Source organism: Jatrophihabitans sp. YIM 134969 (assembly GCF_054456675.1).
Window position 1 is genome coordinate 1 of sequence record NZ_JBTJEQ010000037.1, and the last position, 23533, is coordinate 23533.

The following is a 23533-nucleotide window of genomic DNA, read 5'->3' on the forward strand; positions in this document are numbered from 1 at the left end:
GACCATGACTACCGCGCCCGCCGACCTCGCCCCACCACCGGCTAGTCGATCATGACTGTCAGCGATGTCCCGACAGAAACCTGTCAGCGATGTCCCGACAGACCACAACCGTTCCCGCGGTGCAATCTGCGAGCGTCGGCGGGAGGGTCGACGGGATCGCCGGTCCGCGCCTCGAGTTCGAGTCGAGGTTCAGTCGGAGATTTGCGCGTGGGTCCGTCCGGCCACGGCGGTGCCGTCGTGGTCGTTGTCGTGCAGCACGGTGACGTCGAGCAGGCCGGCGCTTTCGAAGAGGTCTGCAAGGCCGTCGGCGAGGACCTCGCCGGTCTCGACGAGCAGGTGGCCGCCCGGCCGCAACCAGGTCGGCGCGGCCGCGAGGATGCGGCGGGCGACGTCGCGGCCGTCAGGACCGCCGTCGAGGGCGACGTGGGGTTCGTGGTCGCGCGCCTCCGGCGGCATGGTGGCGATGGCATCGGTCGGCACGTAGGGCGCGTTCGCGACGACGACGTCGACCGTGCCGCGCAACCCGGCCGGCAGGGCGTCGAACAGGTCGCCCGCCCAGGCGTGGGCGCCGAACGGCGTGAGGTTGCGTCGTGCGCAGTCCACCGCGACCGGGTCGAGCTCGGCGGCGTGGACCACCACACCCGGTCGGGCCGCGGCGACCGCCCCGCCGATCGCCCCGACGCCCGCGCAGAGATCGACCAGCACGTCACCGTCGTCGACCAGCTCCAGCGCGGCCTCGACGAGGACGACCGTGCGGGCGCGCGGGATGAACACCCCGGGCTCGACGATCCACCGGCGACCGGCGAACTCGACCCACCCCACGACGGTCTCCAGCGGCTCCCCGGCCACGCGGCGGGCGACGAGGGTCTCGAGCTCCGCCGGGTCGGCGGCGGCCTCGCGCAGCACCGCGGCCTCGTCCTCGGCGAACACGCAGCCCGCCGTCCGGAGGCGCTCGACGACGTCGTCCACGGCGGCAGTATGGGCGTGGGACCATGGACCCGTGGTGGCAGAGGGGTTCCGGTCGGGGTTCTGCGCGTTCGTGGGTCGTCCGAACGCCGGCAAGTCGACCCTCATGAACGCCCTGGTCGGCGAGAAGGTCGCCATCACCAGCCCCGCGCCGCAGACGACCCGGCGCGCGATCCGTGGCATCCGCACCACCGAGGTCGGCCAGCTGGTCGTCGTCGACACCCCGGGCCTGCACCGACCGCGCACGCTTCTCGGGCAGCGCCTGGGCGACGTCGTCCGCGACACCATGGCCGAGGTCGACGTCGTCGGGTTCTGCCTGCCGGCCGACGAGAAGGTCGGGCCGGGCGACCGCTACATCGCCGAGGCCATCGCCGCGTTGAAGGTCCCCAAGGTCGCCATCGTCACCAAGATCGACACCACCGCCCCGAAGAAGGTCGCCACCCAGCTGCTGGCGGTCTCCGAGCTCGGTGACTTCGCCGAGATCGTGCCGGTGTCAGCGGTGCGCGGCGAACAGGTCGACCTGCTGCGCGACCTGCTCATCGCCCAGCTCCCCGAGGGCGGCCTGCTCTACCCGCCCGAGGACGTCACCGACGACGGCGTCGAGACCCGCATCGCCGAACTGGTGCGCGAGGCGGCGCTGGCCGGTGCGCGGGAGGAGCTGCCACACTCCATCGCCGTGACCGTCGAGGAGATGATCGACGACACCCGGGCGAGCGGCGAACCGTTCACCAAGATCTACGCGACCATCCACCTCGAGCGGTCGTCGCAGAAGCCGATCGTGCTGGGCGCCAAGGGCAGCAAGCTGAAGAACATCGGCATCACCGCCCGCCGCGACATCGAGGTGCTGCTCGGCCACCGGGTGCACCTCGACCTGCACGTCGCGGTCATGGCCGGCTGGCAGCGTGACCCCAAGAAGCTGGACCGACTGGGCTTCTAGTGGGGGGGTTCTGATGGGACGACCGGGCTCCTGATGTTCACGCCCTACCGCTCGGTGCTGCAGGCGCCGGGCGCACTGCGGTTCTGCCTCAGCGCGTTCGTCATGCGGCTGCCGCTGTCCATGTACCCGGTCAGCCTGGTGCTGCTGATCTCCCTGCGCGACGGCGACTACGCCTTCGGCGGCTACCTCACCGGCGCCTACATCGCGGGCGCGGCGGTGGGCGGTCCGGTCCTCAGCCGCTCGGCCGACCGCCGCGGGCAACGCCCGGTGCTGGCCCTCTGGACCAGCATCCACACCGCGGCCGTGGCCGGGTTGATCGCGGCCGTCCTCACCGATCAGCCCCGTTGGGTCCTGCTGGCCGTCGCCGTCGTCATCGGCTTCTCCTACCTGTCGGTCGGCGCGCTCGTCCGCGCCCGCTGGGCGGGCGTGTTCGGCGGCCGGCGGGAGCAGTTGACCACCGCGTTCTCGCTGGAGTCGACGCTCGACGAGGTCATCTTCGTGTCCGGACCGATCGTCGCCAGCGTCGTCGCCACCCAGCTGGACCCGCTGGCGTCGTTCGTGCTCATCGCGGTGCTCGCGGGTGCCGGCGCCGTCGGTCTCGGTCTCGCGCCGGGCGGCGAGGCCGTGGTCACCCACGGCGACGCCCCCCGCCCGCCGATCCCGACCGGCCCGATCCTGCTGGTCGTCGCGACCCTCGCGTTCGTCGGGATGACGCTCGGCGGCGTCGACGTCGCCACGATCGCGTACGTCGGTCAGGCGGGCTACGACTCGTGGTCCGGCGCGGTGCTCGCCTGCTTCGCGTTCGGCAGCGGGGTGGCGGGTCTGCTCTACGGCGCCGTGCGGTGGCGGCGGCCGGTCGAGACCCGGCTGCGCGACCAGGCGTTCGTCTTCGGCGTCATGCCGGTGCTGCTGTACCTCGTGCCGGACGTCGGGGTGCTCGCGCCGTTGCTGTTCCTCGTCGGGCTCGCCACCGCCCCCATGCTCATCGCGAGCTTCGGCACCGCCGAACGGATCACCCCGCCCGAGCGGCTCACCGAGTCGATGGCCTGGGTCAACACCGGCCTCAACGTGGGGGCGGGCGTGATCGCCCCGGTCATCGGCCTGGTCGCCGACCACGTCGGAGCCGACGTCGCGCTGCGCATCCCGTGGCCCGCCGCGGCGCTGGGCGCGCTCGCGGGCCTCGCGACCTTCGCCGCGGTCCGCCGCCACCTCCGGGACCGGGCGCGGCAGCCCGGACCGGACACCGCTGCGTGGGACGATGGGAACCGTGCCGCTCTACCGTGACGAGGCGGTCGTGCTGCGCGTCCACAAGCTGGGCGAGGCCGACCGCATCATCACCCTGCTGACCCGCACCCACGGCCGCATCCGGGCCGTCGGCAAGGGCGTGCGGCGCACCACCAGCAAGCACGGCGCCCGCCTCGAACCCGGCTCGCACGTCGACGTGCAACTGCACACCCGGCTCACCGACCCGATGAACATCCCGGTGCGCGGCCGCCCGCTCGACCTGGTCACCCAGTCCGAGTCCATCCACCCCTACGGGGCCCGGCTCGCCTCGGACTACAGCCGCTGGACCACCGCCTCGGCCATCCTCGAGACGGCCGAACGGCTCACCGACGAAGGTGAACCCGCCCTGCGGCTCTACCTGCTCACCCTGGGCGCGCTGCGGGTCCTCGGCGAACGCGAGCACGCGCCGGGTCTGGTACTCGACGCCTTCTTCATCCGGGCCATGAGCTGGGCCGGGTGGGAACCCGCCCTCACCGAGTGCGCCGTGTGCTCCGCGCCGGGTCCGCACGCCGCGTTCCACGTCGCCGCGGGCGGTGCGGTCTGCCCGACCTGCCGCCCGGCCGGCTCCCCGCGCCCGGCCCCCGCCGCGATCGACCTCATGGTCGCGCTGCTCGGCGGCGACTGGCCCGCGGCCGACGCCACCGACAGCACCACCCGCCGCGAGTCGAGCGGGTTGATCGCGGCCCACCTGCAGTGGCACCTCGAGCGGGGGCTGCGCTCGCTGCCGCACGTCGACCGCGCGCCCGCCCCGGTGGTCGCGGCCGTCTCGCTACCGTAGGGCCGTGCAGGTCGGAACCGGGTCCCGCGTCCGCTGGCCGGACCCTCCGCCGCACCCCACCGGCGTCGAGCCCCCGGAGTTCGCGCCGGGCACCGTCCCGCGTCACGTCGCGGTCGTCATGGACGGCAACGGCCGGTGGGCGAAGGCCCGTGGTCTGCCCCGCACCGAGGGCCACCGCGCCGGCGAGGCCGCCCTCATGGACGTCCTGTACGGCGCGATGCAGATCGGCATCGGCACGGTGTCGGCCTACGCGTTCTCGACCGAGAACTGGCGCCGCACCCCGGAGGAGGTCCGCTTCCTCATGGGGTTCAGCAAGGACGTGATCCGCCGTCGTCGCGACGAACTCGGCGCGCTCGGCGTCCGCATCCGCTGGGCCGGACGCCGGCCGCGGCTCTGGCGCAGCGTCATCGACCAACTCGAGGACGCCGAGGAGTACACCCGCGACAACGACCGGCTCACCCTGCAGTTCTGCGTGAACTACGGCGGGCGGGCCGAGATCGTCGACGCCGTCCGGGCCATCTCGGCCAAGGTCGCGGCCGGCGAGCTGAACCCGGCCAAGATCGACGAGCGGACCATCCAGGCCCACCTCGACGAACCCGACCTCCCCGACGTCGACCTGTTCGTCCGCTCGTCCGGCGAGCAGCGCACCAGCAACTTCCTGCTCTGGCAGTCGGCCTACGCCGAACTGGCGTTCGTCGACACCCCGTGGCCGGACTTCGACCGCCGTCACCTCTGGGACGCCTGCCTCGACTTCGCCGGCCGCGAGCGCCGGTTCGGCACGGCGTAGGCGCGTCCCGTGCTCTCCGTTGTCCACCTCGCCCCGCCGCACGCGGGCGCGGACCTCCGCGCCCTCGGCAAGGCGTCGCTCGAGGTGCTCTCGCGCCGCCCGGGGTTCGTGCGCGGCAGCCTCGGCCGGGCCACCGACGACGCCGACGCCTGGGTGCTGGTCACCGAGTGGGACACCGTCGGGTCGTACCGGCGGGCGCTCGGCAATGCCGAGGTGAAGATGACCGCGACCCCGCTGTTCTACCTCGCCGACGGCGCGGTCAGCGGGTTCGAGCAGTTGGTGACGGCCGAACCCGGCCGGGTGGCCGACGGCGCCACCGACCTCGCGCCCGAGCCGGGCTGACCCGTCGTGGTCGTGTCCGAGTCCGGGGTGGACACCGACCCGGCCGGTGAACGGGAGGCGTCCGCGGAGCCACCGGACGGTGGCCGCGACGGCGCGCCCGTACGTCGGCTGGTGTGGTGGCGGCGCGTGGCGGTGGCGGTCTGGGCGGCGGCGACGGCGGTCTGGGTCAGCCGCAACGGCATCCCGCTCGACCGCGAGACGATCATCGTCATCACGGTGGTCGGCCTGCTGGTCTGGAGCCTCGGCCGGCGCCCGTTGTGGTCGGTGCTCGTCGACTGGCTGCCGTTCGTGGCGGTGTTGGTGCTCTACGACTACACCCGCGGGCTCGCCGCTGTGGTCGGGGCGCCGACCCAGTGGCTCTGGCAGGTCGACGTCGACCGGGTCGTCGGGTTCGGCAGCGTCCCCACGACCTGGCTGCAGGAGCACCTCAAGCAGGGCCGCCCGCCGTGGTGGGAGGGCGGCGTCAGCCTGGTCTACCTGTCCTTCTACTTCGTCCCCTATCTGCTCGCCGGGCGGCTGTGGCTGCGCGGCCGCGCCGAGTTCCGGCGCTTCGCCGTCCGGTTCGTCGCCCTGAGCTTCCTCGGGGTCGTGGTGTTCGTCGCGATGCCCGCCGCTCCACCGTGGGCCGCCTCGCAGTGCACGGTCGCCGAGGTCGCGGACCACCCCTCGCACCCGCCGTGCATGGACGCGTGGGCACCGCGAGGGGTCGAGGGCAACGGCCTGCTCGGCCCGTACGAGACCGCGACCGCGGACCCGGCGGTGGCGGTCCAACGGCTGTCCGGCCGCGGCTTCGGCGTCCTGCACCTGCGGACGGCCGGCGAGTTGCTCCACAAGGGGCAGGCGAGCGTCAACCTCGTCGCGGCCATCCCCAGCCTGCACGCCGGGATCACCCTGCTGGTCACGCTGTTCCTGTGGCCGCGGGTGCGTCGCGGGTGGCGGGTGCTGCTGGCCGTCTACCCGCTCGCCATGGCGTTCACGCTGGTCTACACCGCCGAGCACTACGTCACCGACATCCTCATCGGGTGGGCGCTCGCGGTCCTGCTCGAACTGGTCGTCCGTCGGGTCGAGGCCCGGCGGTCGCGGCGCGGCCCGTTGCCCGATCGCGTCCCAGGACGTGGTTCAGGTGTCGTCCGGGGGGAACCTTCTCTACCGTGAGCCGGTACGAGTCCGGTACGGGCACGGTCTCGACCCTGCGAGCGCGGGGCGGTGGACGCGGAGGGGACGGCGCATGAGCGGGCCAGGGCAGTCGGGCGGGTACGGCGATCCGTCGTACGGATCGGGACCCGGGTACGGGCAGCCGGGCTCCAGCGGTCCGCCCGCCTACGGCTCCCAGCCGGGCTACGGGCAGCAGCAGCCAGGCTACGGCGGCCAGCAGCCCGGGTACGGCGGACAGCAGCCCGGGTACGGCGGACAGCAGCCCGGGTACGGCGGACAGCCGGGCACCCCGGAACCGTCCTACGGCCAGCCCGGCTACGGCCAGCCCGCGTACGGCCAGTCCGGGTACGGCCAGCCCGCCGCCGACCAGGGCGGCTACGGCTCGGGCGGCTACGGCTCGGGCGGCTACGGCGGCCCCTTCGGCCCGCCGCCGGGCGCCACGCCCCCGAAGAAGAGCAACACCGGCCGCATCGTCGCGATCGTCGCCGTGGTCCTCGTCGTGCTGGGCGGAGGCGGCGTGGCCGTCGCCGCGGCCACCGGCGCGTTCTCCGGTGACGACAAGCCGGTCGGCCAGGGCAGTGGGACCCCGACCCCGGTCAGTTCGTCGCCGGACTTCGGGACGGGATCGCCGACCGCCACAGGCGACTCGAGCGACGACCCCACCGACGGCTCCACCGACTCCCCGAGCAGCACCGACTCCCCGAGCGGCGACTACGACACGGACCCGCCCAGCGAGGCCGACGCCCGCGACACCATGGGCGCGTTCTGGGGCGCGGCCGACGCCGGCGACATCGACGGCGCGCTCGACTACGTCTGCCCCGAGTACCGCGACGACTTCGAGAACGAGCTGTCCGACACCGACTCCGAGGCGGGCTTCACCATCGACTTCGACAAGAGCAGCTACCTCGGCACCGACACCGACGGCGGCGCCCGATCGCTCGAGTACGACCTCGCGGTGACCCTCGACGACGGCAGCGACACCACGCTGGACTACAAGGCGGTGCTGCGATCGCTCGACGGCGACGCGTTGATCTGCGGGCGTCAGTTCGAGGAGAAGTAGGGCGGGTCGGAACCCCTTCGGTACAAAGGAGGGGTGACAGCCCTCGCCCCCGCCCCGGTGGTCGCGCCGCTGCGCCTCGCCGAGGGCGTCGTGGCCGATCCGCCGGTGGTGCTCGCGCCCATGGCGGGCATCACCAACACCGCGTTCCGTGTGCTGTGCCGTGAGCAGGGCCAGGGCCTCTACGTCAGCGAGATGATCACCTCGCGGGCGCTCGTCGAGGGCAACCCCAAGACGATGCAGCTCATCGAGTTCGACCCGGTCGAGACACCCCGCAGCCTGCAGCTGTACGCCGTCGACCCGGCCGTCGTCGCCCAGGCCGTGCGGATCGTGGTCGAGCGCGACCTCGCCGACCACGTCGACCTCAACTTCGGCTGCCCCGTGCCCAAGGTGACCCGCAAGGGCGGGGGATCGGCGTTGCCGTGGCGCATCGACCTGTTCTCCGACGTCGTGACCGCCGCGGTGCAGGCAGCCGACGGCCGGGTGCCGGTGACCGTGAAGATGCGCATGGGCATCGACCCCGAACACCTCACGTACCGCGAGGCCGGGCTGCGGGCTCAGGAGGCGGGCGTCGCCGCCGTCACGCTGCACGGGCGCACGGCCGCGCAGTTCTACAGCGGCCACGCCCACTGGGACGCCATCGCCGACCTCGTCGACCTGCTCGACGTGCCGGTGCTGGGCAACGGCGACGTCTGGGAGGCCGACGACGCCCTGCGCATGCTGGCCGAGACCGGTGCCGCCGGCGTCGTCATCGGGCGTGGGTGCCTCGGACGCCCCTGGCTGTTCGCCGACCTGGCGGCCGCGTTCGCCGGGTCCTCATGGCGGGCCCGGCCGAGTCTCGGCGAGGTCGCGGCCACGATGCGCCGGCACGCCGAACTGCTGTCGGCGTGGGCGGGGGAGCAGCGCGGCTGCACCGAGTTCCGCAAGCACATCGCCTGGTACCTCAAGGGTTTCCCGGCCGGCGGTGAGTTGCGCAAGGCACTGGCGCAGATCAGCTCACTGGCCGAACTCGACGACCTGTTGGCGCAGCTCGACCACACCGCGCCGTACCCGGAGTCCGTCGTCGGGCAACCGCGCGGGCGCACCAGCACCGAACGCGCTGTCGTCCTGCCCGAGGGATGGCTCGCCGACCGGCACGACCGCAGCGTCCCGTTCGGCGCGGAGACCGAGCACAGCGGCGGGTGACGCCGGCCTGTGACGTCGCCGGGTGAGACGTTCACGGGGTGTGACACCCACCCTTGCACGACGCCAGCAACCGCTTGCGGGCTCTAACGTCGCCCCATGCCGACGTTCGTCTACGACTTCAGCCAGGGCAGCAAGGACCAGAAGGACCTGCTGGGTGGCAAGGGCGCGAACCTGTCCGAGATGACCAACCTCGGCCTGCCGGTCCCACCGGGGTTCATCATCACCACCGAGGCGTGCCAGGCCTACCTGAAGTCCGGTCGCAACCCCGACGGCCTCGCCGCGGAGGTCGACGAACACCTCGCGACCCTCGAACGGACGATGGGCAAGAAGCTCGGTCAGTCCGACGATCCGCTGCTGGTGTCGGTGCGTTCCGGTGCCAAGTTCTCGATGCCCGGGATGATGGACACGGTCCTCAACATCGGGCTCAACGACCAGTCGGTCCGTGGGCTCGCGAGCCAGGCGGCCAACGAACGGTTCGCGTTCGACTCCTACCGCCGGCTGGTGTCGATGTTCGGCTCGACGGTGATGGGCGTCGACAGCGAGCACTTCCACGACGCCCTGGAGGCCGCGAAGTCCGCCAAGGGCTCGACCAACGACCTCGACCTCGACGCCGACGACCTGCGCAAGCTCGTCGACACCTACAAGGAGGTCGTGGTCAAGCACGCCGGCCGCGAGTTCCCGCAGGATCCGCGTGAGCAGATGGACCTCGCGGTCAAGGCCGTGTTCGAATCGTGGAACAGCCACCGTGCCGTGCTGTACCGCCGCCAGGAACGCATCCCGGCCGATCTCGGCACCGCCGTCAGCATCGTCGCCATGGTGTTCGGCAACCTCGACATGGAGTCCGGCACCGGCGTCGCGTTCACCCGCGACCCCGCCAGCGGCGCTCAGGGCATCTACGGCGACTACCTGCAGAACGCCCAGGGTGAGGACGTCGTGGCGGGTATCCGCAACACCGTCCCGCTCGCAGACCTCGAGCAGATCGACAAGAAGTCGTACGACCAGCTGCTCGAGATCATGGCGACGCTCGAGGGTCACTACCAGGACCTCTGCGACATCGAGTTCACCATCGAGTCCGGCAAGCTGTGGATGTTGCAGACCCGCGTCGGCAAGCGCACCGCCGCCGCCGCGTTCCGGGTCGCGACCCAGCTGGTCGACGAAGGCATCATCGACATGGACGAGGCGCTCACCCGCGTCACGGGCGCGCAGCTCTCGCAGTTGATGTTCCCACGCTTCGACGACGGCGTGGAGAAGAAGCTCATCGCCAAGGGCATGAACGCGTCGCCCGGCGCGGCCACCGGCAAGGTCGTCTTCGACACCTACACCGCGAAGAAGTGGACCCGCTCCGGCGAGCAGGTCATCCTCGTCCGCCGCGAGACCAACCCCGACGACCTCGAGGGCATGATCGTCTCCAACGGTATCTTGACGTCGAGAGGTGGCAAGACCTCGCACGCGGCCGTCGTCGCCCGCGGCATGGGCAAGACCTGCGTGTGTGGCGCGGAATCCCTCGACGTCGACACCAAGACCCGCAAGTTCCGGGCCAAGGGTGGCGTCGAGGTCCAGGAGGGCGACGTCATCTCGATCGACGGCACCACCGGCGAGGTCTTCCTCGGTGAGGTACCCGTGGTCGACAGCCCGGTCGTGCGTTACTTCGAGGGTGAACTCGACCCCTCGGTCGACACCGGCGACTCCGGCGCCGACGAACTGGTCCGCGCCGTCGACCGCATGATGCGCCACGCCGACGGCGTCCGTCGCATGGCCGTGCGCACCAACGCCGACAACGCCGACGACTCCGCCCGCGCCCGCCGCTTCGGTGCACAGGGCATCGGTCTGTGCCGCACCGAGCACATGTTCCTCGGTGACCGTCGGCCGATGATCGAGAAGCTGATCCTCGCCGACACCGACGAGGAGCGCGAGGCGCAGCTCGCCGAGCTGCTACCGCTGCAGAAGAGCGACTTCGTCGAGATCTTCGAGGCCATGGACGGCCTGCAGGTCACCATCCGGCTGCTCGACCCGCCGCTGCACGAGTTCCTGCCCGACATCACCGAGCTCTCGGTGCGGGTGGCCGTCGCCGAGTCGCGCGGGGAGGCCCGCGAGGGTGACCTGCGCATGCTCCAGGCCGTCAAGACCCTGCACGAGTCGAACCCCATGCTCGGGCTCCGCGGCGTGCGGCTCGGCCTCGTCATCCCCGGGCTGTTCGAGATGCAGGCGCGCGCGATCCTCGAGGCGGCCGCGGAACGTCAGCGCGCCGGCGGGGTCCCCCGCGTGGAGATCATGGTGCCGCTGGTCGGCGCCGTGCAGGAGCTGGAGAGCGTCAAGGACGCGATCATCCAGGTCGCCCGCGAGGTCCGGACCGAGACCGGCGCCCACCTCGACTTCCTCGTCGGCACCATGATCGAGCTGCCCCGCGCGGCGCTCACCGCCGACCACATCGCCGAAGCCGCCGAGTTCTTCTCCTTCGGCACCAACGACCTGACCCAGACCACCTGGGGCTTCTCCCGCGACGACGTCGAGGCCGCGTTCTTCTCGCACTACCTCGAGAAGGGGATCTTCGGGGTCAGCCCGTTCGAGTCCATCGACGAGGAGGGCGTCGGCGAGCTGGTCCGCATCGGCGTCGAGAAGGGCCGTTCGATGCGGCCGGGGCTGAAGGCCGGGGTGTGCGGCGAGCACGGCGGCGACCCCGAGTCGGTGCGCTTCTTCGACAAGGTCGGGATCGACTACGTGTCCTGCTCGCCGTTCCGCGTCCCGGTCGCGCGGCTCGAGGCCGGCCGGGCGACGCTGGAGCACGGCGACAGCCACGTGACCTCGTAGGGCGGACCCCGACGCACGTCGGTAGGGTCGGGGACATGTTCCGGTGGCGGGGGCAGCGGGCGACGCCTGCGGCCCGGTCCGACCTGTCCACGCTCAGTTCGCCGAGCACCGAGTCGCGGGGCACGCGCCCGGGTGGCAGCACGCTGGTGCTGCCGACCACCGCGTTGCTGCAGCAGATCCTCGACGAGTTCGGGTTGACGCACGGCATCGACGACGACGGCGACCTCGTGGTCCGGTGGGAGAAGTACAGCGTGTACTTCTTCTCCTACGGCCAGCAGGGCGAGGTGCTGCAGGCCCGCGCCTACCTCAACCGCCGCTTCCCGGTGGAGTCGCGCACGGCGTTGATCGTCATGCTCGACGACTGGAACCGCACCAAGCTCTCGCCGAAGGCGTACAGCGTCCTGCCCGACGACGGCATGGTCGGCATCTGCGCCGAGCAGTGCCAGGACTTCGAACTGGGCGCGACGCGGGCCCAGCTGAAGTACGCGGTGGGCTCGTGGATCGACAGCCTGCTGCGGTTCGTCGAGTGGGTCGACGAGCAGGTCTGAGCTGACCGTCCCCTCCTACGACGACGCCGCGCGCGCCCGGCTCGTCGCCGAACCCGCCAAGCGTGGCGCCGTCGGCGAGCGCGAACAGCGCCGCAGCCCGTTCGCGCGTGACCGCGCCCGGATCCTGCACTCGCACGGGTTCCGGCGCCTCGCTGACAAGACCCAGGTCGTCGCGCCCGGCGAGGACGACTTCCCGCGCACCCGCCTCACCCACTCCCTCGAGGTCGCCCAGATCGCCCGTGAGATGGGGGAGGCGGTGGGGGTCGACCCCGACGTCGTCGACGCCGCAGGCCTCGCCCACGACCTCGGTCACCCGCCGTTCGGCCACAACGGCGAGGACGCGCTCGACGTCGTCGCCGCGGCCATCGGCGGGTTCGAGGGCAACGCCCAGACCTTCCGCGTGCTCACCCGCCTCGAGGCCCGGGTGGAGGGTGCGGGTCTCAACCTCACCCGCGCCGTGCTCGACGCCGCGTCGAAGTACCCGTGGCAGCGGCAGGCGGGGCGCCGCAAGTTCGGCGTGTACGCCGACGACCTGCCCGCGTTCGAGTGGATGCGGGCGGGCGCTCCCGATGGGGCGCGGTGCGCCGAGGCGGCGGTCATGGACTGGGCCGACGACGTCGCCTACTCCGTGCACGACCTCGAGGACGGCGTGCACAGCGGCCTGATACGCCTCGACACCCTCACCCTCGCCGACCGCCAGGAACTGTGCCGTCTGGCCGCCGCGCACTTCCTCGACGGCGTGAGCGTCCTCGACCTCGAACCCGTCCTCGACCGGTTGCTGGCCCTGCCGGCGTTGGTCGACCTCGCGGGCGTCGGCCGCTCCTTCGGCGCCCTGTCCGCGGCCAAGCGGGCCACCTCCGAGCTGACCGGCCGGTTCGTCGGCGCGGCCGTCGCGGCGTCGTCGCACGAGCTCACCCGCTACACCGGCACCTTCGAGGTCCCGAGCGACATCGTCGCCGAGTGCGCGCTGCTCAAGGCGGTGGCGCTGCGTTACGTCATGCAACGCCCGGAGGTCGAGCCGCTCAAGGCCGACGAGCGCCGCCTGCTGGTCGAGCTGGTCGAACTGCTCGTCACCCGCGGCCCCGACGGCGTCGCACCCGCCCTGCGCCCGGCGTGGGAGGCGGCGAGCGACGACGGCCGGCTGCGTCTCGTCGTCGACCAGGTCGCCACCATGACCGACTCCGCCGCCCGGGCCACCCACGCGCGCCTGCTCGCCACCCCCTGACCCTCCCGCACCGGACTCCTGGAGTCTGAGCGCTGCTGCGAGCCTCCTACAGCGACGCTAGGACTCCTGGAGTCTCCGGCGGATCCAGCGAGATCTCGCGGGTGAGGGCGAGGTCGTCGAGGAACGCCCGGTCGTGGCTGACGACCAGCAGCGCGCCGCGGTGGGCGTGGAGCGCGTCGGTGAGGGCGGCGACGCTCGCGAGGTCGAGGTTGTTGGTCGGCTCGTCGAGGACCAGCAGCTGGGGTGTGGGCTGGGCCAGCAGCAGCGCGGCGAGCGCCGCGCGGAACCGTTCGCCACCGGACAGCGTGCCCGCCCGGGCCTCGGCCGCGGCGCCGCGGAACCGGAAGCGTGCGAGCCGGTCGCGGATCTGCTGGACGGTGGCCTCGGGCGCGACCGCCGCGACGTTCTCGACGACCGACCGGTCGGGGTCGAGCACGTCGAGCCGCTGGGGCAGGTAGCGCCACGGCACGGCGACGCGCGCCTCACCCGCGACCGGGGCGAGCCGACCGACCACGGTGTCGAGCAGGGTGGTCTTGCCCGCGCCGTTCGGTCCGGTGACCGCCACCCGGGCCGGGCCGAACACGTCGAGGTCCGGCACCGGGCCCGCGCGGGTCACCAGCCCCCGCAGGGTCAGCACGGTGCGCCCGGCGGGTACCTCGGAGTCCGGGAGGTCGACGCGGATGGACGGGTCGTCGCGCACCGCGTCCTCCCGCTCGCGCAACCGCGCCCGGGCCTCGTCGACCTTGCCGCTGTGCAGTGTCCGGTGCTTGCCGGCCGACACCTGCGCATCGCGTTTGCGCGCCCCCATGACGATCTTGGGTTCGCGCTTGGTGTCCCACATCTTCTGTCCGTACCGCGCCCGCCGGTCGAGCGCGACCCGGGCCGCCGCGAGCTCGTGCTCCTGGCGGCGGACGTCGTCCTCGGCCGCGCGGACCTGGCGTTCCGCGGTCTCCTGCTCGGCGGCGACGGCCGCGCGGTAGTCGTCCCACGCCCCGCCGTACCAGCGCACGGCTCCGTCGCGCAGATCGCCGATACGGTCGACCAGGCCGAGCAGTTCCCGGTCGTGAGTGACGACGACGAGGGTTCCGGCCCACCCGCGCACCGCCGCGTACAGCCGCTCGCGGGCCTCGGTGTCGAGGTTGTTGGTCGGCTCGTCGAGCAGCAGGACGTCCGGTGCACGCAGGAGTTCCGCCGCCAGCCGCAACAGGACGGCCTCGCCGCCGGACAGTTGTTGGGTGCAACGGTCGAGTTCAATGGCGGTGAGCCCGAGCCGGTCCAGGGTGGCCCGGGCGCGTTCCTCGACATCCCAGTCGTCACCGACCGCGGCGAAGTGCCGCTCGGACGCGTCACCGGCCTCGATGGCCCGCAGCGCCGTCAGGGCGGCCTCGACGCCGAGCACCCGGGCGACGCTGTCACCGGTGCCTGCGGGCGGGCGCTGCGGCACGTAGCCGAGTCGGCCGTGCACGGCGACCGACCCCGTGGCGGCGGTCAGCTCGCCGGCGATCAGGCGCAGCAATGTGGACTTGCCGCTGCCGTTGACGCCGACGAGTCCCGAGCGGCCGGCGCCGATGGTGGTGGAGAACCCGGAGAGGACGGGGGAGCCGTCCGGCCAGGAGAAGCCGAGGTCGGTGACGACGACGGCAGGGGCGGGTGTGGACACGGAGAACCTCCGGAAACGGCACGCGACGACGAACGGTCGGGGCGCTTCAGAGGTACAACGGGGGGCCTTCCGCCGGGAACAGGACGCGTCCTTCCTACGCCCGGAGGCCCGGGGGTGTCGACGGGTTTTCCACAGGCCCGTGCCCGACCCGTGGGGCCGACCGGGCCCGCGGCCTAGACTCGGCGCCGTGCCAGGCCGGATCCGTGACGAGGACGTCGCCGCGGTCCGCGACCGGAACCCGATCGCCGACATCGTGGGTGAGCACGTCGCCCTGCGCAACGCCGGCGGCGGCAACCTCAAGGGCCTGTGCCCGTTCCACGACGAGAAGTCGCCGTCGTTCCAGGTCTCGCCGGCGAAGGGCTTCTACCACTGCTTCGGGTGCGGCAAGGGCGGCGACGTCTTCCGGTTCGTCATGGAGACCGAGAACGTCGGCTTCACCGAGAGCGTCGAGCGGCTGGCCGCCAAGACCGGCATCCAGCTGCGCTACGTCGACGGCCCGGTCGACCCGAAGCGGGCGAAGGCGGCGGCGCAGCGGCCGCGGCTGCTGGAGATCAACGCGCTGGCCGCGTCGTTCTACGCCGAGCAGCTGCGCACCCCCGACGCCGAGATCGCCCGCACCTTCCTCCTCGAGCGCGGCTTCGACGAGGCGGCGGCCGAACACTTCGGGTGTGGCTTCGCCCCGATCGCATGGGACGGCCTCACCAAGTACCTGCTGGCCAAGCGCTTCGCCCCGGCCGACCTCGTGGCGGCGGGCGTCAGCCGCGAGGGGCAACGCGGCCTGCTCGACCGGTTCCGCCGCCGGCTGCTGTGGCCGATCCGGGAGGCGGGCGGCGACGTCGTCGGCTTCGGCGCGCGCCGCCTGTTCGATGACGACCCGATCGAGGCCAAGTACCTCAACACCCCGGAGACCGAGCTCTACAAGAAGTCACGGGTGCTCTACGGCCTGGACCTCGCGCGCAAGGACATGGCCCGTCAGCACAAGGCCGTCGTGGTCGAGGGCTACACCGACGTCATGGCCTGCCACCTCGCCGGGGAGACCACCGCGGTGGCCACCTGCGGCACGGCGTTCGGTGACGAACACGTGGCGATGCTGCGCCGGATGCTGCTCGACTCCGACACCTACACCGGCCAGGTCGTGTTCACCTTCGACGGCGACGAAGCCGGGATGAAGGCCGCCGAGCGCGCGTTCAAGGACGACCAGAAGTTCATGGGCCAGACCTTCGTCGCCATCGAGCCGAACGGCCTGGACCCCAACGACCTGCGGCAGAAGGGCGGCGACGTCGCGGTCCGCGACCTCATCGCCTCCCGGATCCCCCTGGTCGAGTACGTGCTGCGCGCCACGGTGGGCCGGTTCGACCTCGACACCGTCGAGGGTCGCGAGGGAGCGCTCGTGCGGGCCGTGCCGCTGGTCAAGCAGATCAAGGACACCGCGGTCCGTGACTCCTACGCCGTCCGCCTCGCCGGGTTGGTCGGGCTGCCCGACCCCAACCGGGTCGTCGCGATGGTGCGGTCGGGCCGCGACTCCGCGCAGGGTGGCCCGGCGCCCAAGCGGGTGGTCGACGACGCCACGGTGACCCTCGAACGCGAGGTGCTCAAGGTCGTCATGCAGCACCCCGGGGTCGCCGGGCCGTCGTTCGACGTCTTGCCGCCGGAGGCCTTCCTCGTCCCCGACCACCGCGCGCTCGTCGCGGCGATCGCCGCCGCGGGCGGCACGGCCGCGTTGGTCGACGCCGGCGCCGGGGCGGTGGAACTGCTGCCCGACCCCGTCAAGCGCGTCGCGATCGCCGCCAGCGTCGAACCGTTGCACCGTGCACCAACCTTCGACGTCGAGCCGTACGTGCAGGCCCAGCTCGACGCGTTGCAGGCGGTGGTGTTCGACCGGCAGATTGCGACGGTGAAGTCCCGCGTGCAGCGCATGAACCCGCTCGAGGACCCCGACGGCCACCAGAAGGCGTTCGCGGAACTGCTTGCCCTGGAGAAGCACCGCCGGGTGTTGCGCGAACGCATGATCGGGGCCTCGTGATGTTCAAGCGCCGCAAGCTCGACTCCACCGTGACGTCCATGATCGCCGCCGTCGACCGCGACGACCGAGTGGTCGCCTGGGCGACCGTCGCGGGGGACCGCTACGTCGTGGCGTCGGTGCGGGGTCTGTGGTGGCCGGTCGCGGGCGACGATCCCGCGGCGATGCGCCGCATCCCGTGGGAGCGGGTCGACAAGGCCGTCTGGCGCGACGGCGTGCTCATCGTGGTCGAAGCCGACCTCGTCGACGACCTGGTGCTGGTCGACCGCTCACCGGCGGCGCTGCCGCTGGTCGAGCCCGGCGACGTCCCGCGGCAGGTGAAGCGCCGTGTCGACGCCAGCGTGGTGCGCAGCGAGATCGTGCCGGTCGTCGGCGGTCAGGCGCGGATCGTCGCGCGCCGGATCCCGGGTCGTGACGGCCTGACCTGGTGGGCGCGCCTCGAGGGCACGACACCGGACAACGTCATGGTGCGCTACCAGCTCGAGAACGCAATCGCGCGGTTCACCGCCGAGGAAGCGGCGAAGCTCCCGCAGATCTGAGCCCTACCGGTGGTAGCCGTTCACGCCCTGCGGGGCGGCCGGCTCGTGGGAGCGGCCGGCGACGACCTCCCGAACCTTGCCCGCCAGTTCGTCGACCTGCGCCTGCAGGACCCCGGCGGTGGACTGGACGGTCTGGCTGCTCTTGAGCTTGGTGGCGGCCGACACGATCTGCTCGTAGCGCTCACGCCCGGCCCGCGCCCCGAGGGTGTAGCCGACGGCGGCGCCGAGGAGGAAGGACAGCTTCATCCCCGCACGGTACCCATCCGGGCCAGTGGTCCATCGTCCGCGGTGGGTGGCCCGCGGCGGGTCAGGAGTTGGTGGAGGCCGTCCTCGACGCCGCGTTGGTCGCCACCGTCGCGGCGAGCAACGCCACTTGAGCGGCCCGGACGGACTCCCCGAGGGCCCGGGACACCGCGTCGCTCGACTCGGCGAGCTCCGCGAGTTCGCCGGCGCGAGTCCGCGCTCGCTTGCGGTCGGACTTCTCGAACAGCCGGTCCACCATCCCGTAGTGCGACAGCAACCCGGCGAGCAGCAACACCCGGGGAGTCGGCTCGGTCTCCTGCAGCAGCGCGTCCGCGAGCTCGGCCCGGAGCTGCCGCTCCGGCTCCGGGTCCAGCTCCGGCCACCGGGTCGTGGAGAAGATGCCGAGGACCTTGCCCTGCTCCTCGCCGAGGATCCCGCGCTCGACCAGCGACTCACCGACGGTCCGGTCCAGCGGCTTGAGCCGGCGCGGCAGCGTCGACAGCCACCACCCGACCCGGCGCGGCTCGTCCTGCTCACGCACCACCTGCTGCGCCCGTGCGAGCAGCGGGTCGTCCGTGACCGCGTCGGTCGCCCGCACCGAGTCGTCCCCGACCACGACCAGGTCGCGCTCAACCAGATCGAGCAGCAGCGCGCCGGCCAGCGCCCCCTGCAACGCCAGGCTCGCGGTGTTCTTGCCGGACTCGTCGTCGTGGGCGAGCAGGAACACGTCCTGCGCCAGCAGCAGTCGGGTCACGGACCGGTGGTACCCGCGACGACGTGGTCGCACCTCGCGCGCCGGGGCATCGACGTGGTTCCACGGAGGTGCCTAGAGCAGGCTGTCCGACCATGTCACGGTGGCCGGTTGCCAGGTCGCGAGGTGCCGGGCCACGTCGAAGATCCTGGCGATCGAGGGCTGGCCGAGAACAGTGGGCAGCGCGGCCAGGTGATCAGCGATGCGCCGTCGCGGCACGATGACCACGGTGTCGCGCGGCTGCTCCACCACCGTGAAGCCCCGTTCCATCCCCATGATCGCGACCACTCCGCGTACCTCGACGTCGAAGCCGGCTCTGGCCGTGAGCAGGCGTCCCGCCCGTGTCGCCTCGTGACGGCTGTTGCGGACGTAGGGCTGGGAGACGCCGTTGACCTTGACCGTGTCGCCCCGGACCCAGACGGCGGCGTCCGGGTGGTTCTTGGCGTTGACCGTGAACACGCCGCCCGGTCCGACGACGAGATGGTCGATGTCGCTACCGCGTTCTCCGACGGGGATGGAGTGCAGCACGCGCCACCCGGGTCCGAGTCGTGCCAATCGTCTGGCGACCGCCTCCTCGGCGTCGCCGCCGATCCGCCACGCTCGCTCGTCGGTCTTGACGCCCAGCACGCGCGCCACACGGGTACGCACCGGCGCGGCGTCACGCAGTTGCTTCGCTCGCGCGTGCACCGCCGCGCCCGGCGGGTTCGCGGCCAGATCGCGATCCGGCGCTGACGCGGCGTCCGACGGAGCGGGTGGGCGCTCCGCTGTGGCGGCAGCAGCCGCGTCGGCCGGGGGCGTGGCCGTCGACGCATGGCGAGGTGCGTACTGCGCGGCTCGACACTCCTGCCAGAGCGCGGCCGTGGCTGCCTCGACGGTGTCGCGATGCGCCGGGTTCTCGGAGACCACCGCACCCGTTCTCAGGTCTCGGTGCCCGAGCTTCGCCTCGCCGAGGCTGACGTACGCCCGGTCGTGGCCGTACCGCCGCCAGCGGTTCACGCCGATCACGGGGGGTTCCAGGAAGTCGGTCACGTCGATCCGTCCGTCGGGCGACCGCCGGGGGAGTCGGTCGTCTCGGGCGACCGTAGGTCAGCCGGCCGAGTCGCGCGACGCGAGATCCGAGCCCGGCGTCGCGGACCGCACCCGGTCCGTCAGGATGGGCGCGTGTCCGGGGGAGCGTTGGCACGGCGGCTGGGCCTGCGGGACGCGGTCGTCATCGGCGTGGGCTCGATGGTCGGGGCCGGGGTGTTCTCGGCGTTCGCGCCCGCGGCGGCCGCGGCGGGGGTCGGACTGCTCATCGGTCTGGTCATCGCGGCCATCGTTGCTTTCTGCAACGCTGCCGCATCGGCACAGTTGGCCGCGCAGTACCCGACGTCCGGCGGCACGTACGTCTACGGGCGGGAGCGGCTGAACGACTGGTGGGGCTTCACCGCCGGGTGGGGCTTCGTGGTCGGCAAGACCGCCTCGTGCGCGGCCATGGCCCTGACGTTCGGCTCGTACGTCGGCGGGCCGGGGTGGTGGCAGCGGGTGGTGGCGGTGATCGCGGTTCTCGCGCTCGCGGCCCTGAACCTCGGCGGCATCACCCGCACCGCCGCGCTGACCCGCGTGCTCGTCACGATCACCCTGGCGCTGCTGACGATCCTGCTGATCGCGGTGGCCACCGGGCCCGGGACCTCGGCCGCTCGGCTCGGGGACTGGCACGGCGCGGGCGGGGTGTACGGCGTCCTGCAGTCGGCGGGGTTGCTGTTCTTCGCGTTCGCGGGATACGCGCGCATCGCCACGTTGGGGGAGGAGGTGCGTGACCCCGAGCGGACGATCCCGCGGGCCGTCCTCGGCGCGCTGAGCGTCACGGTCGTGGTCTACGTCGCCGTGGGTCTGGTCGCGCTCGCCGCTGCCGGACCCGAGCGGCTCGCCACCAGCACGGCTCCGCTCGCCACGGCCGCCCAGGCCGCGGGGGTCGGGGGGTTCGCGCCGCTGGCCCGGGTCGGCGCGGCGGTGGCGAGCCTCGGGGCGCTGCTGGCCCTGGTCACCGGCGTCGGGCGGACCACGCTCGCCATGGCCCGCAACCGGGACCTGCCGACCTGGCTCGCCGGCGTCGACCCACGGCGTCAGGTGCCGCGGAACGCCGAGATCACCCTGGCCGTCGTGGTCTGCGTGCTGGTCGCGACGATGCCGTTGCGCTACGTCATCGGGTTCTCGAGCTTCGGCGTGCTGCTCTACTACGCCGTCGCCAACGCGGCCGCCTCGACCCAGGACGCCACGCACCGCCGGTGGCCGCGGGCGCTCAACGCGCTCGGGCTGGTCGGGTGTGTGGTGCTCGTGGCGACGCTGCCGTGGGTGAACGTCGTCAGCGGCGTGGGCGTGTTCGCCGTCGGGCTCGCGGGCCGTGCGATCGTGCTGGTCAGGCGGCGACAGCCGCGCCGACGGCAACCGGCCGGGCCGTCAGCGTGACGAACGACCGCCCACCGGTGGTGAACGTGGTGCCGGCGTCGAGTTCCGCCGCCGCGGCGTAGCTGCGGACGGCGCGCTCGCCGACGAACGCCCACGGGAACCGGCCGGGTGAGCGGCCACCGGGAACGGTGAGCCCGAGCAGCAGGCGCTCGTCGGCCTCGGAGTCGGGATCGGTCTCGACCACGATCTCCCCGCCGGGCATGACCAGCTCGCGGGCGCGCCGCAGCAGACGCAGCGGGTCTCCGCCGATCCCGACGTTGCCGTCGAGCAGCACGACGGTCGACCAGGTGCCCTCGGCGGGCAGCGGGGCGAAGACGTCGCGGCACAGAGCCGTGCCCCCGCGTTCGCGGGTCAGTTCCACCGCGTGCGCGCTGAGGTCGACCCCGACGGCGGCCACGCCGCGCGCAGCCAATTCGGCGACGATCCGGCCGGGCCCGCAGCCGATGTCCAGGACCGGACCGTGGCACCGGTCGAGCACCGAGCGGTCGACGACGTCAGCAGCGTCGCGCCAGCGGCCGAGGTCCAGCGGCGCCGTCCGGCCGTCGGTCGTGACCCAGTGCAACGGTTCCCCGGTCCGCAGGGCGAGGCCGTACAACTCCGTGACCTCGAGGACGCTCATGCCGGGAGTCCGACCGCGAGTGTCGCGAGGGTGCTCGCGAACTCCGAGAGCGGGGCGACGGCGGCGACCCGCGCCGCGTCCTCCGCGGTGTCGACGTCGGACACGACGTCCAGCGCCTGGACCTGCAGGCCGAGCTCTGTCAGTCGCGTGGCCTGGGCGTCGGCCGTGTACGCGGTCGACATCGGGATCCCGGGCAGGGCCTCAGCAGCCCGGCGGGCGTCACGGAACCCGATGGCCCAGTAGCCGCCGTCGGTCGCCCGGCCGAGCGCGGCCTCGAAGCGGTCGGGGTCAAACGTCTGCAGCAACGCGGGCGTGATCTGCGGCGTGTCCATCCCGACCAACAGCGCGGGACCGTCACCGGCCGCCGCGAAGGCGTGGGCGATGCGGACGTCGAGCCCGCCGTCGGGCTGGGTCACGTGGGTCCAACCGGGTGGGCACCAGCCGGACGGATCACCCTGGAACGAGAGCAGCCGGGTCCGCGCCGGGGTGTCGCCGACCGCGCGGAGGGTGTCGCGCAGCGCGGCGGCTGCGAGATCGGCCGCCTGCTCCGGGGTGAACGGGGGTGTCAGGCGGGTCTTGACCGCGCCCGGCACCGGGCGTTTGGCCAGGACGATCAGGGTGGGGGTGTCACGGGTCACCGGTGGAGCGCCTGACTCATGTCCCGCACGGCCTGCGCGGTGCCCCGCCACGTTCCGGTCACCTTCGAGCGTCCCTTCCTCGACCGGTACGCGACGTCGACCTGCACCACGTTCCACCCGGCGTCGGCCGCACGGACGACTGTTTCGACGGGGTACCCCGATCGGCGGTCCGTCTGACGCAGATCCAGCAGGTCCTGCCGACGTGCCACGCGGAGTGCTCCCACGTCGTCGATTCGCACCCCGGTCCGCTTGCGGATCCGTCGGGCGAGCTCCCGGTTGGCGAGGCGGTTGCGCAGCGACCACGCGCCCCGGTCGACGGGCCGCCGCCGGCCGATGACCAGCGTCGGCCTCGCGGTGAGCTCGGTCACCAGAAGCACGGCGTCGGCCGGGTCGAGGGTGGCGTCACAGTCACAGAACGCGACCACCTCGGCCGTCGCCGCCAGCAGACCGGCGTGACACGCGGCACCGTAACCGCGCTGGGTGCACTCGACGACCGTTGCACCATGCTGCAGTGCCACCGAGACCGAGTCGTCGGTCGAGCCGTTGTCGACCACGATCGCCCGTGCGGACGGCGGAACCCGCTGCAGGACCCACGGCAACGCATCGGCTTCGTTCAGGCAGGGAAGCACGATGTCCACGAGGGTCTCTCGGTGTGAAGACATCGGTATCAGGCTACCCACATGCGTCACACATGGAGTCGGGTGGAACCGCCGGGCGTGGGGCGCCGAAGCAGAGGACGTACGCGGTCGCACGATCATGCGATCGACGACGACCTCATAGGAGTCAAGATGCAGAAGTTCCGCACCATCGCCGTCACCGTTCTCGCCGCCGGCCTGCTCGGTGGCACGCTCGCCGCCTGCAGCAGTGGCAGCAGCGACAGCAGCACCGCCGCGGGCGGCTCCAGCAGCAGCGCCGCGGCCGACACCGCGCCCATCGCCAAGGTCGACTCGCTGACCGGCAAGAGCACCTCGGTCAAGCTCGACACCGGCTTCACCGACGCCCTCACGTCGCTGGGCCTCACGCCCGGCACGGTCGGCACGGCCACGCTGGACGCCTCCACCGGCACGATCACCTTCCCGATCACCGGCGGCAACGTCACCGTCTACAACAAGGGCGCGGTGACCCCGTACGTCCAGGGCGAGATCGACCACCAGGGCAGCGGCCTCTCGCTGACCGCGGGTTCCACCAAGGTCGAGCTCACCAACTTCGTCATCGACCCGGGCAACGACTCCAACCTCAAGGGTGACGTCTCGGTCAACGGCAAGGTCGCTGTCCAGGGCGCCACGCTGTTCGACCTCAACGGCAGCACCCTGCAGCCCATCACGGTCGACGACCAGGGTGTCGCGACCCTGACCGGCACCGAGGTCTCGATCTCGCCCGACGCCGCGACCCTGCTCAACCAGACCTTCAAGACCGACGCCGTCAAGGGCGGTCTGCTGGTCGGCGTCGCGACCCTGCTGGTCAACACCAAGTAAGTTCGTCCGCGTCATCGCGGGGGCGGTCGGAGCGGTACGTTCCGATCGCCCCCGCTGCACGTCCGGAC

General features: G+C 72.4%; 23 protein-coding genes. 15 read left to right on the top strand and 8 right to left on the bottom strand.

Annotated features, from left to right (window positions below; all coding sequences use genetic code 11):
• Positions 1-189: 189 nt before the first annotated feature.
• Positions 190-969, bottom strand: a complete 780-nt coding sequence (locus tag ACXR2U_RS17435) for a putative protein N(5)-glutamine methyltransferase (protein WP_458826338.1) — start codon at positions 967-969, stop codon at positions 190-192.
• A gap of 31 nt (positions 970-1000) precedes the next feature.
• On the opposite strand from ACXR2U_RS17435, the gene era reads away from it, so the two are divergent.
• The 11 genes from era to ACXR2U_RS17490 all read left to right on the top strand — a co-directional run bounded on the left by era (position 1001) and on the right by ACXR2U_RS17490 (position 13072).
• Positions 1001-1903 carry a GTPase Era gene (era, locus tag ACXR2U_RS17440; RefSeq protein ID WP_458826339.1) on the top strand — a complete coding sequence of 301 codons (903 nt, stop codon included), beginning with the start codon at positions 1001-1003 and terminating at the stop codon, positions 1901-1903.
• Positions 1904-1936: 33 nt separating this feature from the next.
• Positions 1937-3187 carry an MFS transporter gene (locus ACXR2U_RS17445; protein ID WP_458826340.1) on the top strand — a complete coding sequence of 417 codons (1251 nt, stop codon included), beginning with the start codon at positions 1937-1939 and terminating at the stop codon, positions 3185-3187.
• A complete protein-coding gene (recO, locus tag ACXR2U_RS17450) occupies positions 3171-3965 on the top strand; it encodes a DNA repair protein RecO (protein WP_458826341.1) in 795 nt (264 codons plus the stop codon). Before ACXR2U_RS17445 ends, recO begins: the two co-directional genes overlap by 17 nt.
• A 4-nt stretch (positions 3966-3969) precedes the next feature.
• A complete protein-coding gene (locus tag ACXR2U_RS17455) occupies positions 3970-4752 on the top strand; it encodes an isoprenyl transferase (protein WP_458826342.1) in 783 nt (260 codons plus the stop codon).
• Positions 4753-4761: 9 nt separating this feature from the next.
• Positions 4762-5094, top strand: a complete 333-nt coding sequence (locus tag ACXR2U_RS17460) for an antibiotic biosynthesis monooxygenase family protein (RefSeq protein WP_458826343.1) — start codon at positions 4762-4764, stop codon at positions 5092-5094.
• Positions 5095-5121: 27 nt separating this feature from the next.
• On the top strand, positions 5122-6249 hold the full coding sequence (locus ACXR2U_RS17465; RefSeq protein ID WP_458826344.1) for a phosphatase PAP2 family protein: 1128 nt from the start codon (positions 5122-5124) through the stop codon (positions 6247-6249).
• Positions 6250-6322: 73 nt separating this feature from the next.
• Positions 6323-7309, top strand: a complete 987-nt coding sequence (locus tag ACXR2U_RS17470; protein WP_458826345.1) for a hypothetical protein — start codon at positions 6323-6325, stop codon at positions 7307-7309.
• Positions 7310-7366: 57 nt separating this feature from the next.
• Positions 7367-8491, top strand: a complete 1125-nt coding sequence (gene dusB, locus ACXR2U_RS17475) for a tRNA dihydrouridine synthase DusB (RefSeq protein ID WP_458826379.1) — start codon at positions 7367-7369, stop codon at positions 8489-8491.
• 96 nt (positions 8492-8587) lie between these two features.
• On the top strand, positions 8588-11299 hold the full coding sequence (ppdK, locus tag ACXR2U_RS17480) for a pyruvate, phosphate dikinase (RefSeq protein ID WP_458826346.1): 2712 nt from the start codon (positions 8588-8590) through the stop codon (positions 11297-11299).
• A 35-nt stretch (positions 11300-11334) separates the two neighbouring features.
• Positions 11335-11847: a YbjN domain-containing protein gene (locus tag ACXR2U_RS17485; RefSeq protein WP_458826347.1), complete on the top strand. Its 513-nt coding sequence runs from the start codon at positions 11335-11337 to the stop codon at positions 11845-11847.
• A 1-nt stretch (position 11848) separates the two neighbouring features.
• Entirely contained in the window at positions 11849-13072 is a 1224-nt protein-coding gene (locus ACXR2U_RS17490) for a deoxyguanosinetriphosphate triphosphohydrolase (RefSeq protein ID WP_458826380.1), read from the top strand.
• A gap of 46 nt (positions 13073-13118) precedes the next feature.
• Here ACXR2U_RS17490 and ACXR2U_RS17495 read toward each other — a convergent pair whose 3' ends face one another.
• On the bottom strand, positions 13119-14732 hold the full coding sequence (locus ACXR2U_RS17495) for an ABC-F family ATP-binding cassette domain-containing protein (RefSeq protein WP_458826348.1): 1614 nt from the start codon (positions 14730-14732) through the stop codon (positions 13119-13121).
• Positions 14733-14919: 187 nt separating this feature from the next.
• Between ACXR2U_RS17495 and dnaG the strand changes: the two genes are divergently transcribed.
• Positions 14920-16755 carry a DNA primase gene (dnaG, locus tag ACXR2U_RS17500; protein WP_458826349.1) on the top strand — a complete coding sequence of 612 codons (1836 nt, stop codon included), beginning with the start codon at positions 14920-14922 and terminating at the stop codon, positions 16753-16755.
• A complete protein-coding gene (locus ACXR2U_RS17505; protein WP_458826350.1) occupies positions 16755-17291 on the top strand; it encodes a hypothetical protein in 537 nt (178 codons plus the stop codon). Before dnaG ends, ACXR2U_RS17505 begins: the two co-directional genes overlap by 1 nt.
• A gap of 3 nt (positions 17292-17294) precedes the next feature.
• Here the strand turns inward: ACXR2U_RS17505 and ACXR2U_RS17510 are convergent, their stop codons facing one another.
• The 3 genes from ACXR2U_RS17510 to ACXR2U_RS17520 all read right to left on the bottom strand — a co-directional run bounded on the left by ACXR2U_RS17510 (position 17295) and on the right by ACXR2U_RS17520 (position 19314).
• Positions 17295-17537 (bottom strand): hypothetical protein, encoded by a 243-nt coding sequence (locus ACXR2U_RS17510; RefSeq protein WP_458826351.1) that lies wholly within the window; start codon positions 17535-17537, stop codon positions 17295-17297.
• A gap of 61 nt (positions 17538-17598) precedes the next feature.
• Positions 17599-18288: a GOLPH3/VPS74 family protein gene (locus tag ACXR2U_RS17515; RefSeq protein WP_458826352.1), complete on the bottom strand. Its 690-nt coding sequence runs from the start codon at positions 18286-18288 to the stop codon at positions 17599-17601.
• A gap of 72 nt (positions 18289-18360) precedes the next feature.
• Positions 18361-19314, bottom strand: coding sequence for a nuclease-related domain-containing protein (locus tag ACXR2U_RS17520; RefSeq protein WP_458826353.1), 954 nt, complete (start codon positions 19312-19314; stop codon positions 18361-18363).
• A gap of 132 nt (positions 19315-19446) precedes the next feature.
• Between ACXR2U_RS17520 and ACXR2U_RS17525 the strand changes: the two genes are divergently transcribed.
• A complete protein-coding gene (locus ACXR2U_RS17525) occupies positions 19447-20733 on the top strand; it encodes an APC family permease (RefSeq protein ID WP_458826354.1) in 1287 nt (428 codons plus the stop codon).
• On the opposite strand, the gene ACXR2U_RS17530 is transcribed toward ACXR2U_RS17525, so the two are convergent.
• Genes ACXR2U_RS17530 through ACXR2U_RS17540 form a run of 3 tightly spaced genes read right to left on the bottom strand, consistent with a single transcriptional unit; the run spans position 20684 to position 22652 of the window.
• Complete coding sequence (locus tag ACXR2U_RS17530) at positions 20684-21352, bottom strand: class I SAM-dependent methyltransferase (RefSeq protein ID WP_458826355.1); 669 nt, start codon at positions 21350-21352, stop codon at positions 20684-20686. The genes ACXR2U_RS17525 and ACXR2U_RS17530 overlap by 50 nt on opposite strands.
• Positions 21349-21990 (bottom strand): TIGR04282 family arsenosugar biosynthesis glycosyltransferase, encoded by a 642-nt coding sequence (locus ACXR2U_RS17535; RefSeq protein ID WP_458826356.1) that lies wholly within the window; start codon positions 21988-21990, stop codon positions 21349-21351. Before ACXR2U_RS17535 ends, ACXR2U_RS17530 begins: the two co-directional genes overlap by 4 nt.
• The gene (locus tag ACXR2U_RS17540; RefSeq protein ID WP_458826357.1) at positions 21987-22652 is read right to left on the bottom strand and encodes a glycosyltransferase family 2 protein; all 666 of its coding nucleotides are present in this window, start codon (positions 22650-22652) and stop codon (positions 21987-21989) included. Before ACXR2U_RS17540 ends, ACXR2U_RS17535 begins: the two co-directional genes overlap by 4 nt.
• Positions 22653-22778: 126 nt before the next feature.
• Here ACXR2U_RS17540 and ACXR2U_RS17545 point away from each other — a divergent pair, with 126 nt between their 5' ends.
• Entirely contained in the window at positions 22779-23465 is a 687-nt protein-coding gene (locus ACXR2U_RS17545) for a hypothetical protein (RefSeq protein WP_458826358.1), read from the top strand.
• The last annotated feature ends 68 nt before the right edge of the window (positions 23466-23533 follow it).